Below are 14342 nucleotides of genomic sequence, written 5' to 3' on the forward strand. Positions count from 1 at the left end.
GCATAGCCTCGATCCGACCCTCACCGCTGGGAGAGGGCCGCCCCCTCTCCCAGCGGTCCTATTTTGCCTCAACGGCGCGGAGCCCGGAATTTGCTCGTCAAAGTAGTATTCAACTCCGTGGTTGCGTATCAGAGGTTGTATTTTTCAATTGACGCAACTAAATTTTTAGATTCTTTTTGAAGGCCAAGAGCGCGGCGGATTCGCCGCGGCCACCCAAAAAACCCGGAGAAAACAACGTGTCTTTGACGCGAACGGGAAAGTCGTGCGTGATCGTGGTCGAAAACATTCCGGCGCCCGACGACCGCCGCTTGTGGCAGGAGGCGCGGGCGCTGCGTCGCGCCGGACTCGACGTCTCCGTGATCTGCCCGGCCACGCCGGAGCATCCCGCCGCCTTCGAAATCCTCGACGGCGTCGAAATCCATCGCCATCCGTCGCGGGCGCGCGCCCACAGGGGATCGCTGCTCGAATACGCCTGCGCGCTGTTTCATCAGACGCGGCTGCTGTTCAAAATCCAGCGCCGACGCGGCGTCGATGTGATCCAGGCCTGCAACCCGTCCGATCTCATCGTCCTCGCCGCCTTGCCGTTGCTGGCGTTGGGCGCGCGCTTCATTTTCGACCAGCGCGACCTCTGCCCCGAGCTTTACGAAGCCAAGTTCGGCCGGCGCGGTCCGTTCTACTGGCTGCTGCGGGCGCTGGAGCGGCTCACCTACGCCTGCGCCGACCACGTGGTCACGGCCAACGACGCCTTCCGCGACATCGCGCTGTCGCGCGGGGCCAAGGCGCCGGAGCGCGTCGTCTCCGTCTACTCCTACCCGGACGCCGCGTTCCCGCGCGGGCGGGCGCCGCAACCGGGGCGCAAGACCCTCGTGCTCGGCTATATCGGCGTGATCGGCGACCAGGACGGCGTCGACAATCTTGTCCGCGCCGTCTCCCATCTCGTCGACGTCCGCCGTTTCAGGGACTTCCACGCCGTGATCGTCGGCGACGGGCCGGCCCTGCCGAGCGTCCGCGCCCTGGCGAAGGCGCTCGACGTCGAGGATTTCATCACCTTCACCGGCTTCCTCGGCGGCGAGGCCCTGGCGGCGCATCTGGCCGCCTTCGACATCGGCGTCATCCCCGACCCGCCCAACCCCAGCAACGACAAGATGAGCATGAACAAGGTGTTCGAATATTGCGCGCTCGGCATTCCCGTCGTCGCCTTCCCGCTGACCGAGACCCGCCGCCTGCTCGGCGACGCCGGGGTTTACGCCCGGGGCGCCGCGCCCCGGCATCTGGCGGAAGCCGCGCTCGTCCTGATGCGCGACGCCGGTTTGCGCGAGCGGCGCGCGGAATGCGCCCGCCTGCGGGCGGCCACGGCGTTCGACTGGTCGCGCGAGGCGCGCAAATATGTGGCGGTCTATGGCCAATGCCTGCGCCTGCCGGAGCCGGCCTTCGACGACCGCCGCAGGGAGGAAGCGCTGATCCCGGACGCATGACCCCCGTCGCCGCGCGGCGCGGGCGCCGTATCAGGGCCGCGCCGGCGGGGAGGACTCGTCGCCAGCGACACGCGGCGAACATTCGGGCGTCGGATGAGGCGCCCAGGTGACGAGCGCGGCGCGGCCGGCGGGCGTCAATCCGTAAAGCCCCCGGGCGATGCGCTCGAACCAGCCGTAGACGTTGCGCAGCAAGATTTTCGCGGCGTCCGGCGCGAGAATTTTGAAATCGCGCGGCCGAAGCGGCCCTTCGGACAAAGCGCGGGCGATGGCCAGCGCCTGCTGGCGATAGGCGGTCATCTGCGGAACCCGCGTGGACCCGCCGACGACGGGATCGCCCCTGCGGCGCCGGTGCTCCTCGACAATGCGCGAGCGCCGTTTTGGGTCGCGCCTCGGCGTCCACGGCGCCGGCTCCACCAAAAGCTCGACGCGGCCATCGGCGGCGACCGCGAGCAGGCCGAATCCGAGCAGGCGGCAAAGCTTTTTCACCCGACTGTCGCCTTCGCGGCCGCGTCCGCGCCGGGAGAGGGCGACGGCGAGCCAGACCTCATCGCAGGCGGAAACGCGATCGACGCCTTGCAGCACGAGTTCCAGCGTAAAACTCTGCTTGAGTTCGCCGATCACCACGCGCTCGGTCGCGTCTTGCGAAACCGCGACGAGATCGCAGCCGCGCACCTCGCCCTTGACCTCAAGGCCGAGGCTTTCCAGATGGCGCTTGATCGGAAGGTAGAGGTCGGTTTCCAAGGTCGGCTCCGCCAGGCAGGATTCTCGAAAGGAGGGCGCCGGTTTTCGGTTGGAAATCCCGCGCCAACAAACAAGCCAAGCCTGAACGCGTTGAGTCGACGCATTCGTTCTCAGGCGCGCGGCCAAACTGGCGGGGCGTGGTTAACAAAGGCTCAACATCAGTCGCGAATCGCGCCGCCGCGCGCCAATGCGCGCGTAAAACGCAATCATTCCCCGATGATTTTGATCAGCGCGCGTTTTCTGCGCCCACCGTCGAATTCGCCGTAAAAAATCTGCTCCCAAGGCCCGAAGTCGAGCTTGCCATCGGTGATGGCGACCACGACCTCGCGGCCCATCACCTGCCGTTTCATATGGGCGTCGGCATTGTCCTCGCCGGTGCGGTTGTGGCGATAGCCCGACACCGGCTCATGCGGCGCCAGCTTCTCCAGCCAGACCTCGTAATCGTGATGCAACCCGCTTTCATCGTCGTTGATGAACACACTTGCGGTAATGTGCATGGCGTTGACCAGACACAGCCCCTCGCGCACGCCCGATTCGCGCAAGGCCTGCTCGACCTGCGGCGTGATGTTGAGGAATCCCCGGCGTCCCGGCAACTCGAACCACAGTTCCTTGCGAAAGGATTTCATCGGCGCGATCCTTTTTTTGCGATCATAGCGGACAGGGGAGGGGGATCAAGCGCGGCGCCTCCCCCATTTGGGGGATGCGGGATCGGTTGGCGCCATGCTTCGTTACCAAAAAATTCCAATGGAGCAAGGAAAGCCATGCGCGCCCCCGAACAACCGGAGTTCGACTGTAACCGCGCGGAGTCCGGGAAGTACATGGTCTGTATAGGAGGCTATCCCCGCGTGATCGTGGACAGTTTCGCGGAGGCCGCCGCGCAGGCCAGCGAGATGTCGTGGCGCCACCCGGACGGCGATTTCACCGTTTATGAAATAGAGACAGGGATTCACTTCGACCTGCCGTGCGGTTCGCGACTCGATGACGGTTACATGGCGCTGCTGCGGCTTCTCGCCGACGACACCCAGCGGATGGGGTGAGTCCAGCGCCAGTACGGGAATCGGATCGCTTTGTTTTCGCAGCCAATTCATCGAGAGCCGCCCGCGGCTTTTCGTGCGTCGCGCCGGGCGCGGAAACAGAGGTAAAATGCGGCCATCGCGCAAAAATCATTTGACCTTTGCGACTCTGCCGCCTATACGACGGCCACTCAGGCAGGCCGTAGACGGGCATGTCTCTGGCGCCGCGCTGGAGACCCAGGCAGTCTAAACGCTGTCGACCAGCTATTCGACTGAAAGAGTCATTCGACCTCGCGGAGCGAAAGTTTCGTCATGGTCGTCCATCGACACGACTGGCGCGCATCCTGCGTTGGTCCTCTGTCTGTGAAAGCGCCGGAGGCCGATCATGGCCGATGGCGCTTATACGTTTCGCTATTGGCCAAAAGCCTGTCGCGGGGCGGGGCGAAGCGCAAGCTTCGTTCGACGTCATTATTCAACATTTCGTCCGGAAAGGCGAAGGATGCCCACAATTTCCCAGTTGATCCGCAAACCGCGGCAACCAAAAACCTATCGCGAAAAAGCCCGCCATCTGCAGGCCTCGCCGCAGAAGCGCGGCGTGTGCACCCGCGTCTACACCACCACGCCGAAGAAGCCGAACTCGGCGCTGCGCAAGGTGGCCAAGGTTCGCCTGACCAACGGCTTCGAAGTCATCGGTTACATTCCCGGTGAAGGCCACAACCTGCAGGAACATTCCGTGGTGATGATCCGCGGCGGCCGCGTCAAGGATTTGCCCGGCGTGCGCTATCACATCCTGCGCGGCGTGCTCGACACCCAGGGCGTCAAGGACCGCAAGCAGCGTCGTTCGAAGTACGGCGCGAAGCGTCCGAAGTAAGATTTAGGAGCGGATATGTCTCGTCGTCACAGCGCGGAAAAGCGCGAAGTCATCCCGGACGCCAAATATCACGACCTCATCGTGACTAAATTCATGAACTCGATCATGTATGACGGCAAGAAGTCCGCCGCCGAGCAGATCGTCTATGGCGCGTTCGAAATCATCGAGAACAAGGCCAAGGTCGAGCCGTTGGGCGTGTTCAAGCAGGCGCTGGAAAATGTCGCGCCGGCCATTGAAGTGCGCTCCCGCCGCGTCGGCGGCGCCACCTACCAGGTGCCGGTCGAAGTCCGCATGGAGCGTCGTCAGGCGCTGGCGATCCGCTGGATCATCACCGCCGCGCGCGGCCGCAACGACAAGACCATGGTCGATCGTCTTTCGGCTGAGCTGCTCGATGCGTCGAACAACCGCGGTTCTGCCGTGAAGAAGCGTGAAGACACGCACCGCATGGCGGAAGCCAACCGCGCCTTCTCGCATTACCGCTGGTAAAGCCAAGTTTTAGGGAACTCGACAATGCCGCGCAGTCATCCGATCGAAGACTACCGTAACTTCGGCATCATGGCCCACATCGACGCGGGCAAGACCACGACGACCGAACGTATCCTCTACTATTCCGGAAAGTCCCACAAGATCGGCGAAGTCCACGAGGGCGCCGCCACTATGGACTGGATGGAGCAGGAGCAGGAGCGCGGCATCACGATCACCTCCGCTGCGACCACCACCTTCTGGAATGGCAAGCGCCTGAACATCATCGACACCCCCGGGCACGTCGATTTCACCATCGAGGTCGAGCGCTCTCTGCGTGTGCTCGATGGCGCGGTCTGCGTGCTCGACGGCAACCAGGGCGTGGAGCCGCAGACGGAGACCGTCTGGCGTCAGGCCGACAAATACGCCGTGCCCCGCATCTGCTTCGTCAACAAGATGGACAAGATCGGCGCCGATTTCTACAAATGCGTCGACGACATCAAGACCCGCGTCGGCGGCCGTCCGGTTTGCGTGCAGCTGCCGATCGGTTCGGAGTCGAACTTCAAGGGCGTCATCGACCTGATCCGCATGAAAGCGGTGGTGTGGGACGACGAAGGTCTTGGCGCGAAGTACCACGACGAGGACATTCCGGCCGACCTGCTTGAGAAGTCCAAGGAATATCGCGAGAAGCTGATCGAAGCCGCCGTCGAAATGGACGACGACGTCATGGCCGCTTACCTCGATGGCGTTGAGCCGGACGTGGCGACCCTGAAGGCGATGATCCGCAAGGCCGTCCGCCGGATCGCCTTCCATCCGGTGTTCTGTGGCTCGGCCTTCAAGAACAAGGGCGTTCAGCCCCTGCTCGACGCCGTCGTCGACTTCCTGCCGTGCCCGATCGACCGTGAAGCGGTCCAGGGCGTCGACATGGACACCGGCGAAGTGATGACCCGCAATCCGGTCGACAGCGATCCGTTCTCCCTGCTCGCCTTCAAGATCATGGACGACAAATATGTCGGCACCATCACCTTCTGCCGCGTCTATTCCGGCAAGGTGGAGTCCGGCACCACCGTGCTGAACTCGACCAAGGACAAGAAAGAGCGCGTCGGCCGCATGCTTCTCATGCACGCCAACGACCGCGAAGACATCAAGGAAGCCTATGCCGGCGACATTGTCGCGCTGGCCGGCCTCAAGGACACCCGCACTGGCGACACCCTGTGCGATCCGCTGAAGCCCGTCATTCTGGAACGCATGGAATTCCCCGATCCGGTCATCGAGATCGCGATCGAGCCGAAGACCAAGGCCGACCAGGAAAAGCTCGGCATCGCCTTGCAGAAGCTCGCCGCCGAGGATCCGTCCTTCCGCGTGTCGACCGATCAGGAATCCGGCCAGACCATTCTCAAGGGCATGGGCGAACTGCATCTCGACATCAAGGTCGATATCCTCAAGCGCACCTATATGGTCGACGCCAACATCGGCGCGCCGCAGGTGGCCTATCGCGAGCGCCTCTCCAAGCGCTGCGAGATCGACTACACCCACAAGAAGCAGACCGGCGGCACGGGCCAGTTCGCCCGCGTGAAGATCATCTTCGAACCCAATGAGCCCGGCGCGGGCAATGTGTTCGAAAGCAAGATCGTCGGCGGCGCGGTGCCGAAGGAATTCATTCCCGGCGTCGACAAGGGCATCCAGTCGGTGATGGGCGCCGGCATCCTGGCGGGCTTCCCCGTCGTGGACGTCAAGGCCACCCTGATCGACGGCGCCTTCCATGACGTCGACTCCTCGGTGCTCGCCTTCGAAATCGCCTCGCGCGCCGCCATGCGCGAAGCTTTGCAGAAGGGCGGCTCCGTGCTGCTCGAGCCGATCATGAAGGTCGAAGTGGTGACCCCGGAAGACTATACCGGCTCCGTCATCGGCGACCTGAACTCGCGGCGCGGCCAGATCCAGGGCCAGGACATGCGCGGCAACGCCAATGTCATCAACGCCATGGTGCCGCTCGCCAACATGTTCGGCTACGTCAACCAGCTGCGGTCCTTCACGCAGGGGCGCGCCAACTTCACCATGCAATTCGACCATTACGAGCAAGTGCCGGCCAATGAGGCCGCCAAGGTTCAGGCGAAATACGCCTGAACCGCTTGACTTAGGAACAGACAAGGAGTCCGGCCATGGCCAAGGAAAAATTTTCGCGTAACAAGCCGCATTGCAACATCGGCACCATCGGTCACGTCGATCACGGCAAGACCTCGCTGACGGCGGCTATCACCAAGATCCTCGCCGAAACCGGCGGCGCGACCTTCACCGCCTACGACCAAATCGACAAGGCGCCGGAAGAAAAGGCCCGCGGCATCACCATTTCGACGGCGCACGTCGAATATGAGACCGCCAACCGCCATTACGCGCACGTCGATTGCCCCGGCCACGCCGACTATGTGAAGAACATGATCACCGGCGCGGCGCAGATGGACGGCGCCATTCTGGTGGTGTCGGCCGCCGACGGCCCGATGCCGCAGACCCGCGAGCACATCCTGCTCGCCCGTCAGGTCGGCGTGCCCGCGCTCGTCGTTTACCTGAACAAGGTCGATCTGGTTGACGATCCGGAACTGCTCGAACTGGTCGAGATGGAAGTCCGCGAACTGCTGTGCAAGTACGACTTCCCCGGCGACGACATTCCGATCACCAAGGGTTCCGCCAAGGTGGCGCTGGACAATGGCGACAAGACCATCGGCCATGATTCGATCCTGGCGCTGATGAAGACGGTCGACGAGTACATCCCGCAGCCGGAGCGTCCGGTTGACCAGCCCTTCCTGATGCCGGTCGAGGACGTGTTCTCGATCTCCGGTCGCGGCACGGTGGTGACCGGTCGCGTCGAGCGCGGCGTGGTCAAGGTCGGCGAGGAAGTCGAGATCGTCGGCCTGAAGGCGACGGTGAAGACGGTCGTGACCGGCGTGGAAATGTTCCGCAAGCTGCTGGACCAGGGCCAGGCCGGCGACAACGTCGGCTGCCTGCTGCGCGGCACCAAGCGCGAGGACGTGGAGCGCGGCCAGGTGCTGTGCAAGCCCGGCTCCGTCAAGCCGCACACCAAGTTCAAGGCCGAGGCGTACATCCTGACCAAGGAAGAGGGCGGTCGTCACACCCCGTTCTTCACCAACTATCGTCCGCAGTTCTACTTCCGCACCACGGACGTGACGGGCATCGTGACCCTGCCGGAAGGCACGGAAATGGTGATGCCGGGCGACAACATCACGGTCGATGTTGCGCTGATCGTTCCGATCGCGATGGAAGAGAAGCTGCGCTTCGCCATCCGCGAAGGCGGCCGCACCGTCGGCGCGGGCGTGGTTGCGTCCATCATTGAATGATGGACCGGAACGGACAAAAGTTTGAGGGGGAGCCGCGAGGCTCCCCTTTTTCTTTGGCGACGAGGCGGCCATGGCCGAACCCAAGCTGATCATCCTGTCCGGCCTGCCCGGCGTCGGCAAATCGACGCTCGCGCGGGCGTTGGCGCTTGAACTTGGCGCGCTCTGGCTGCGCATCGATTCGATTGAGCAGGGCATTCGCGATTCGGGCGTGGCGAAGGGATCGCTCGATGACGCCGGCTATCGCGCCGCCCAGGCGATCGCCGCCGACAATCTGGGCCTTGGGCATATCGTCATCGCGGATTGCGTCAATCCGTGGGAGATCACGCGCGACGCATGGCGCGCCGTGGGCGTAGGGGCAGGGGTTCCCGTCGTCGAATTCGAACTGGTCTGCTCCGACCGGGAGGAGCATCGCGCGCGCGTCGAAAGCCGAACGGTCGCCATCGCGAATTTAACGCCGCCGAGTTGGGAGGAGGTTCTGGCGCGGGATTACCGCCCCTGGCGCCGCGCGCCGGTCCGGATCGACACCGCCGGCAAAAGCGTTGGCGAATGCTTGAAATTGATGTGTTCGGCGCTGGGGACGGCTCCATGACATTTCGTGGCGCGCGCCCGTCCGAAGTTTGTGTTTTTCTTCGGTTCAAGCGCCGCGCGGGCTTGCGTTACGCCGGTCATTGCGATTAGAAGATCAAACGCTTCGGCGTACAGGAGTGTAGCTCAGTTGGTAGAGCACCGGTCTCCAAAACCGGGTGTCGTCGGTTCGAGCCCGGCCACTCCTGCCAGAAATTCAAAGATTTAGGCGATCCACCGCGATCCCGCTCCAAAGCGAGGTCATTAGTGGGGGAACAGAAAGAGGCGGGTAACGGCCCTTTTTCGCCCCCGGATGTCCATCACGCCGATTTCGGAGACAAATGGGCGGCTGACGTCACGTGTAGTCCGTCGTGAGTTTGGGCGGAATGGGGCGGCGGGCGATTCGCGCACATGACATACGCCCGCTCTTTGCGAGTTTCGGAAAATCCCGCGGTTAGAATGGTCGATAACTCTCGGCTCAATCTTGGCGCCAGCGACTTACGCTTACGCCTCAAGGCTCTCAAATCATCTGCAAGTCATTGAAATTGTTATGGTGCTCCCTAGGGGACTCGAACCCCTGTTTTCGCCGTGAGAGGGCGACGTCCTGGACCGCTAGACGAAGGGAGCAACGTTGGGTCTCTATAGCGATATCTAATTCGCTTCGCAAGCCGGCAAGAGCGCAAAGCTTGTGGATGCCGTCCGGATCGTCCTTGCCGAAGGAAAACGCCGCGCTGAAAGCGGAACTGGCGGGGGCGCGGGCGAAAGCCTCGCGATCGCCGGCCGATATTCGGAGAGGGGGAGAGAAAAGGGCTGAGCTTGGAGCCCGGCTTTTGACGCCGCCGCGATCGGCTGCTATCGACCGGGCATGATCCTCAATGCCAATGACAGGGCGAGAAAAATCCTCGTCGCCGACCGCGAATTCCTGGCGCGTGGGTTGAAGCCGACCTTGTTCGGCGATCTGTTCCACAATTCCATGCGGGCGTCCTGGCCCGTCTTCTTCGCCGGTTTCGCCGTCTATTTCCTGACGATGAACCTAGCCTTCGCCACGCTGTTTCATCTCGGCGGCGACTGCATCGCCAATGCGCGGCCCGGCTCTTTCCTCGACAAATTCTTCTTTTCCGTCGAGACGCTGGCGACCGTCGGCTATGGCGACATGCACCCGGGCGACGTTTACGCCCATGTCATCGTCACCGTCGAAATTTTTACCGGCCTTTCGACGCTGGCCGTCTTCACTGGCCTGATCTTCGCCCGATTCGCCCGGCCGCGCGCCCGCGTGCTGTTCGCCCATGCGCTGGTGTTCGGCCCGCACAACGGCCAGACCACGCTGATGGCGCGGCTCGCCAACGCCCGCCACAGCGCGGTGATGGAAGCGGAGGCCGAACTGTGGTTCATCTTCGCGGAAGACACTGCGGAGGGGAAGCGCTACGTCCGGTTTCGCCAGTTGACGCTGACGCAATGGCGCAACCCGATTTTCGTCCTGTCCTGGACGCTGTTTCATCCGATCGACGAAGCCAGCCCGCTGCATGGGTTTTCCGAGGCCGATTTGCTGGCGATGGACGCGCGATTCCTGCTGATCTTCAACGGCCTCGACGAAGTGTCGGGACATCGGCTCAATGTGCGCCGCGCCTATGGCGGCGCCGATCTGCGTTTCGGTCACGTGTTCGCCGACATCGCCACGCCCTCGGCCGAGGAGGGGGCGCCGGTGGAAATCGACTATCGCAAGATCCACGACACCGAACCGTTCGGGTGATTCGGCGCGCTGTCTCCTCGCGGGGGCCGGACCGCCGTCAATGCAGGATGCGTTGCAGGAACGCCTTGGCCCGCTCATGCCTGGGCGCGCCGAAAAAAGCCTCCGGCGCGGCGATTTCGACGATCTGACCCTGATCGAGAAACACCACGCGGTCGGCGACCTGTCGCGCGAACCCCATTTCGTGCGTCACCGCCAGCATGGTCATGCCTTCGCGCGCCAGCTCCACCATGCAGTCCAGCACCTCCTGCACCATTTCCGGGTCGAGCGCGGAGGTCGGCTCGTCGAACAGCATGATCTTCGGCTTCATGCACAAAGCGCGGGCGATGGCGACGCGCTGCTGCTGGCCGCCCGAAAGCTGGCTCGGATATTTGTCGGCGTGTTCGACGATGCGCACGCGTTCGAGATAGGTCAGCGCGAGGTCGCGCGCCTCGGCCTTCGGCGTCTTGCGCACGTTGAGCGGGGCCAGCGTGCAATTGTCCAGCACGGACAGATGCGGGAACAGGTTGAACTGCTGGAACACCATGCCGACCTCGCGCCGCACCTCCTCGATGGATTTGACGTCGTCGGTCAGTTCCACGCCGTCGATCACGATTTTTCCCGCCTGATGGCTTTCCAGCCGGTTGAGGCAGCGGATCAGCGTCGATTTGCCCGAACCGGAGGGGCCGCACAAAACCAGCTTCTCGCCGGGCGCGACCTCAAGATCGATGTCGCGCAGGGCATGGTAGGCGCCATACCATTTGTTCACGCCCACCATGCGAATCGCTTTTTCGGGTTGCGTCATGCCGAACTCCAAGCTCACAACCAGCCTAAAGCAATTCGCCCGCCCGCGCCAAGGCGCCGGGGCCGCGCGGCGATGAGCGGCTCCCTCGAAATCGCCTGCGGCGACGCCCGCGCCCGCATCGCCTTGCGCGGCGCCGAGCTGAAAAGCTGGCGGGTCGGCGCCGACGATCTGCTCTGGCCGGGCGATCCCGCCAGTTGGCCGGACAGCGCGCCGCTGCTGTTCCCGGTGGTCGGCTGGACCCGCGACGGCGCGCGCGTGGACGGGCGGCGATATCCCTTGGGCCTGCACGGTTTTGCGCGCGGCGAAACGTTCCGCGTCGTGGCGGCGGGCGAGGACAGGGTCACGCTCGCGTTGAGCGCCCATGCGGACACGCGGGCGCTCTATCCCTTCGCCTTCTGCTTTACCGTCGAATACATTATAACTAATAATAAGTTACACCAAGTTATTCATGTGGAGAATGAAGATGTGCGGCCCATGCCCTATGCCGTGGGCCTGCATCCCGGCTTTCGCTGGCCGCTTCCCGGCGCGTCCGGTCCGCACCAGATCGTCTTTGAAGCCGAGGAATCCCCTGAAACGCCGGTGATCGCGCCGGGCGGGCTGTTTTCCGACGAAAAGCGCGCCATTCCGCTGGAACAAGGCCGCCGCCTGCGTCTGACGCCCAACCTGTTCAGCGAGGCGCTGTGCTTTCTCGACGCGCGCAGCCGGTTTCTGGAGTTTTCTTCTGAAAACAGGGTATTGCGCATGGAACTTGAGAATTTGCCTCACATCGCGCTGTGGACGCTGCCGGGGGCGGAATTTCTTTGCCTGGAAGCCTGGACCGGCCATGGCGATCCCGTCGGTTTCAGCGGCGACCTCTACGCCAAACCCTCGATGCGCGTGCTGGGGCCAAAAGAAAAGGCGCGCCATGGCGCGACCTTTTGTTGGTTGCCGTGAAAAACCGGAAAAGGCGCGCCGCAGGCTGCCGACAAAGTCTCGTTGCGTGGCCATGGTTCGAGACGCCGCTTGCAGCGACTCCTCACCATGAGGGTTTGGCAAATAATGTAGCCCTCACCCTGAGGCGCGTCGCGAAGGGTGGGGGCGATCCACGGCTTTGTCAGCGATCTAATGCGCGCCCTGGCGCGACATTTTGTTGGCGTCGCGGTTGAAACTCTGTAGGAAACCGGCATGGTCTCCTCGTTTTCCGTCGGGCGCAACATCGTCCTGTTCCTGCTGATGCGGGGGCTTGGCGCCTTCACCGCGCAAATGCTCGATGTCGCCATCGGCTGGCACGTCTATTCCCGCACCGGCAGCGCGCTGAGCCTCGGCCTCGTCGGCCTGGCGCAATTCCTGCCGCTGCTGGTTTTGCTGCGCTGGAGCGGCCCCGCCGCCGACCGTCACGACCGCCGCAAAATCTCCGCCCTGGCCGCGCTCGGCCAGGGCGCCGCCTCGCTCGCGATCTTTTTCATCGCGTTTTTCGACGCGCCCATTCCCTGGATCTATCTGGCCCTGTTCGCGCTCGGGGCGTCGCGGGCGTTTTCGGGGCCGGCCAATTCGGCGTTGCTGCCGCAAATCGTCGACCGCGCCCATTTTTCCCGCGCCGTGGCGCTCTCGACCACCATGTTCCAGGCGGCGACCATAGCCGGCCCGGCGCTTGGCGGCCTGCTTTACGCCCTCGGGGCGGAGAAGATCTTTCTCGCCTGCGCGATCCTGGCCGCCGCCGCCGCGCCGCTGGCGCTGACCATCGTCATGCCCAACGCGCCCGCCGAAACCAAAACAACCGACGAAAAGAACGCGCTCGACGGACTGCGCTACATCTGGTCGAACAAGGTGCTGCTCGGTTCGATCTCGCTCGACCTGTTCGCGGTGCTGTTCGGCGGGGTGACGGCGCTGCTGCCGATCTATTGCCGCGACATTCTGCATGTCGGCCCGGAAGTTTTGGGGTTTTTGCGCGCGGCGCCCGCCGCCGGGGCGATCTGCGTCAGCCTGCTGCTGTCGGTGTTTCCGCTGCGTCGGCGCGTGGGCGTCAAAATGTTCGCCGCCGTCGCTGCCTACGGCCTCGCGACCGTCGTTTTCGCGCTGTCGCAAAACATCTGGCTGTCCGCCGCCGCCTTGGCCTCGCTCGGCGCGTTCGACGTGGTGAGCATGGTGGTGCGCCAGACCCTGTCGCAAATCGCCACGCCCGATTTTATGCGCGGCCGGGTTTCGGCGGTGAACTTTTTGTTCATCGGCGCTTCAAACCAGTTGGGCGAGTTTGAATCCGGCGTCGCGGCGTCGCTGCTCGGCGCGGTTGGCGCGGCTTTGTTTGGCGGCGTCGCCGCGATTGTCGTGGTCGGACTGTGGGCGGCGCTGTTTCCGGACTTGCGGCGCGCCGACCGATTCCAAGGAAGCGAGGAGAAAGCATGAGCGAGATCGTGAAAACCTCGGGGAAAAAGGCCCTGCTCATCGACGGCAAGGCGGCCCAGGCGGAGGTGCTGGCGCGGGTCGCGGCGGAAGCGGCTCTGCTCAAGCAAAAGCCCGGCCTCGCCGTGGTGCTGGTGGGCGAGGATCCGGCCAGCCAGGTCTATGTCAAATCCAAGGGCAAGGCGGCCAGCGCGTGCGGCTTCCTTTCGGTGCAGCACGATCTTCCCGTCACGACAACGCAAGCCGAGTTGATCGCGCTGGTGCAAAGCCTCAACGTCGATCCGGCCATCCACGGCATTCTCGTGCAATTGCCGCTGCCCAAGGGCATCGACGCCAGCAAGGTTCTGGAAACCATCGCGCCGGAAAAGGACGTGGACGGCTTTCACCCCGTCAATGTCGGCCTGCTGGCCACCGGCCTGACCGACCGCGCTTTGGTCCCCTGCACCCCGGCGGGCGCCATGCTCTTGATCGAGGAAGCCGCCAAGGCTTTGGGTCGCGACATTTCCGGAGCGGAAGCCGTGATCGTCGGGCGCTCCAACATTGTGGGCAAGCCGATGGCGCAATTGCTGCTGGCGCGGAACGCCACGGTGACGGTCGCCCATTCGCGCACCAGGGATCTGCCCGCCGTGGCGCGGCGCGCCGACATTCTGGTGGCGGCGGTCGGCCGTCCCGAAATGATCCGGGGCGACTGGATCAAGCCCGGCGCGCTGGTGATCGATGTCGGCATCAACCGCATCCCCGGCGAAGGTTTTCGCCCGGATGGCCAGCCGAAAACCCGACTGGTCGGCGACGTGGCCTTGCAGGAAGCCCTTGAGGTGGCGGGCGCGATCACCCCGGTTCCCGGCGGCGTCGGCCCGATGACCATCGCGCTGCTGATGTCCAACACGCTGCGGGCGGCGAAGCTCGCGGCGCTCTGACGCGCAAGCCATCGGTCTGAGCGCTCTCCCCGCACGTGG

General features: G+C 63.8%; 14 protein-coding genes and 2 tRNA genes. 12 read left to right on the forward strand and 4 right to left on the reverse strand.

Annotated elements, in window-relative coordinates:
• The first annotated feature begins 236 nt into the window (after positions 1 to 236).
• Positions 237 to 1475 carry a glycosyltransferase family 4 protein gene (locus CCR94_RS20525; RefSeq protein ID WP_244594159.1) on the forward strand — a complete coding sequence of 413 codons (1239 nt, stop codon included), beginning with the start codon at positions 237 to 239 and terminating at the stop codon, positions 1473 to 1475.
• Positions 1476 to 1505: 30 nt separating this feature from the next.
• Here CCR94_RS20525 and CCR94_RS20530 read toward each other — a convergent pair whose 3' ends face one another.
• Together CCR94_RS20530 and CCR94_RS20535 are read right to left on the reverse strand one after the other, a co-directional pair.
• Positions 1506 to 2216: a DUF2161 domain-containing phosphodiesterase gene (locus CCR94_RS20530; protein ID WP_104509725.1), complete on the reverse strand. Its 711-nt coding sequence runs from the start codon at positions 2214 to 2216 to the stop codon at positions 1506 to 1508.
• 206 nt (positions 2217 to 2422) lie between these two features.
• Positions 2423 to 2842: a secondary thiamine-phosphate synthase enzyme YjbQ gene (locus CCR94_RS20535; RefSeq protein ID WP_104509727.1), complete on the reverse strand. Its 420-nt coding sequence runs from the start codon at positions 2840 to 2842 to the stop codon at positions 2423 to 2425.
• A gap of 192 nt (positions 2843 to 3034) precedes the next feature.
• Here CCR94_RS20535 and CCR94_RS20540 point away from each other — a divergent pair, with 192 nt between their 5' ends.
• The 7 genes from CCR94_RS20540 (at position 3035) to CCR94_RS20570 (ending at position 8688) form a co-directional block, all read left to right on the forward strand.
• A complete protein-coding gene (locus CCR94_RS20540) occupies positions 3035 to 3253 on the forward strand; it encodes a hypothetical protein (protein WP_146090124.1) in 219 nt (72 codons plus the stop codon).
• Between the two features lie 475 nt (positions 3254 to 3728).
• Positions 3729 to 4100 (forward strand): 30S ribosomal protein S12, encoded by a 372-nt coding sequence (gene rpsL, locus CCR94_RS20545; RefSeq protein WP_088520448.1) that lies wholly within the window; start codon positions 3729 to 3731, stop codon positions 4098 to 4100.
• 15 nt (positions 4101 to 4115) lie between these two features.
• Positions 4116 to 4586 (forward strand): 30S ribosomal protein S7, encoded by a 471-nt coding sequence (gene rpsG / locus CCR94_RS20550; RefSeq protein ID WP_104509733.1) that lies wholly within the window; start codon positions 4116 to 4118, stop codon positions 4584 to 4586.
• Between the two features lie 24 nt (positions 4587 to 4610).
• Complete coding sequence (fusA, locus tag CCR94_RS20555) at positions 4611 to 6686, forward strand: elongation factor G (protein ID WP_104509735.1); 2076 nt, start codon at positions 4611 to 4613, stop codon at positions 6684 to 6686.
• 35 nt (positions 6687 to 6721) lie between these two features.
• Positions 6722 to 7912, forward strand: a complete 1191-nt coding sequence (tuf, locus tag CCR94_RS20560) for an elongation factor Tu (RefSeq protein ID WP_104509738.1) — start codon at positions 6722 to 6724, stop codon at positions 7910 to 7912.
• 70 nt (positions 7913 to 7982) lie between these two features.
• On the forward strand, positions 7983 to 8501 hold the full coding sequence (locus CCR94_RS20565; RefSeq protein ID WP_104509741.1) for a P-loop nucleotide/nucleoside kinase family protein: 519 nt from the start codon (positions 7983 to 7985) through the stop codon (positions 8499 to 8501).
• 111 nt (positions 8502 to 8612) lie between these two features.
• Positions 8613 to 8688 (forward strand) — tRNA-Trp (locus tag CCR94_RS20570).
• Between the two features lie 339 nt (positions 8689 to 9027).
• On the opposite strand, the gene CCR94_RS20575 is transcribed toward CCR94_RS20570, so the two are convergent.
• A tRNA-Glu gene (locus CCR94_RS20575) sits at positions 9028 to 9103 on the reverse strand.
• A gap of 238 nt (positions 9104 to 9341) precedes the next feature.
• Here CCR94_RS20575 and CCR94_RS20580 point away from each other — a divergent pair.
• Positions 9342 to 10226 carry an ion channel gene (locus tag CCR94_RS20580; RefSeq protein ID WP_104509743.1) on the forward strand — a complete coding sequence of 295 codons (885 nt, stop codon included), beginning with the start codon at positions 9342 to 9344 and terminating at the stop codon, positions 10224 to 10226.
• A 37-nt stretch (positions 10227 to 10263) separates the two neighbouring features.
• Here the strand turns inward: CCR94_RS20580 and CCR94_RS20585 are convergent, their stop codons facing one another.
• The gene (locus CCR94_RS20585) at positions 10264 to 11007 is read right to left on the reverse strand and encodes an amino acid ABC transporter ATP-binding protein (RefSeq protein WP_104509864.1); all 744 of its coding nucleotides are present in this window, start codon (positions 11005 to 11007) and stop codon (positions 10264 to 10266) included.
• Between the two features lie 72 nt (positions 11008 to 11079).
• On the opposite strand from CCR94_RS20585, the gene CCR94_RS20590 reads away from it, so the two are divergent.
• From CCR94_RS20590 to CCR94_RS20600, 3 genes are all read left to right on the forward strand, one after another.
• A complete protein-coding gene (locus tag CCR94_RS20590; protein ID WP_104509746.1) occupies positions 11080 to 11940 on the forward strand; it encodes an aldose epimerase family protein in 861 nt (286 codons plus the stop codon).
• A 231-nt stretch (positions 11941 to 12171) separates the two neighbouring features.
• A complete protein-coding gene (locus CCR94_RS20595; protein WP_104509748.1) occupies positions 12172 to 13389 on the forward strand; it encodes an MFS transporter in 1218 nt (405 codons plus the stop codon).
• On the forward strand, positions 13386 to 14303 hold the full coding sequence (locus tag CCR94_RS20600) for a bifunctional 5,10-methylenetetrahydrofolate dehydrogenase/5,10-methenyltetrahydrofolate cyclohydrolase (protein WP_104509751.1): 918 nt from the start codon (positions 13386 to 13388) through the stop codon (positions 14301 to 14303). The genes CCR94_RS20595 and CCR94_RS20600 overlap by 4 nt, the downstream gene beginning before the upstream one ends.
• Positions 14304 to 14342 lie beyond the last annotated feature (39 nt).

Origin of the sequence: Rhodoblastus sphagnicola (genome assembly GCF_002937075.1) — a bacterium.
Classification (GTDB): Bacteria; Pseudomonadota; Alphaproteobacteria; order Rhizobiales; family Beijerinckiaceae; genus Rhodoblastus; species Rhodoblastus sphagnicola.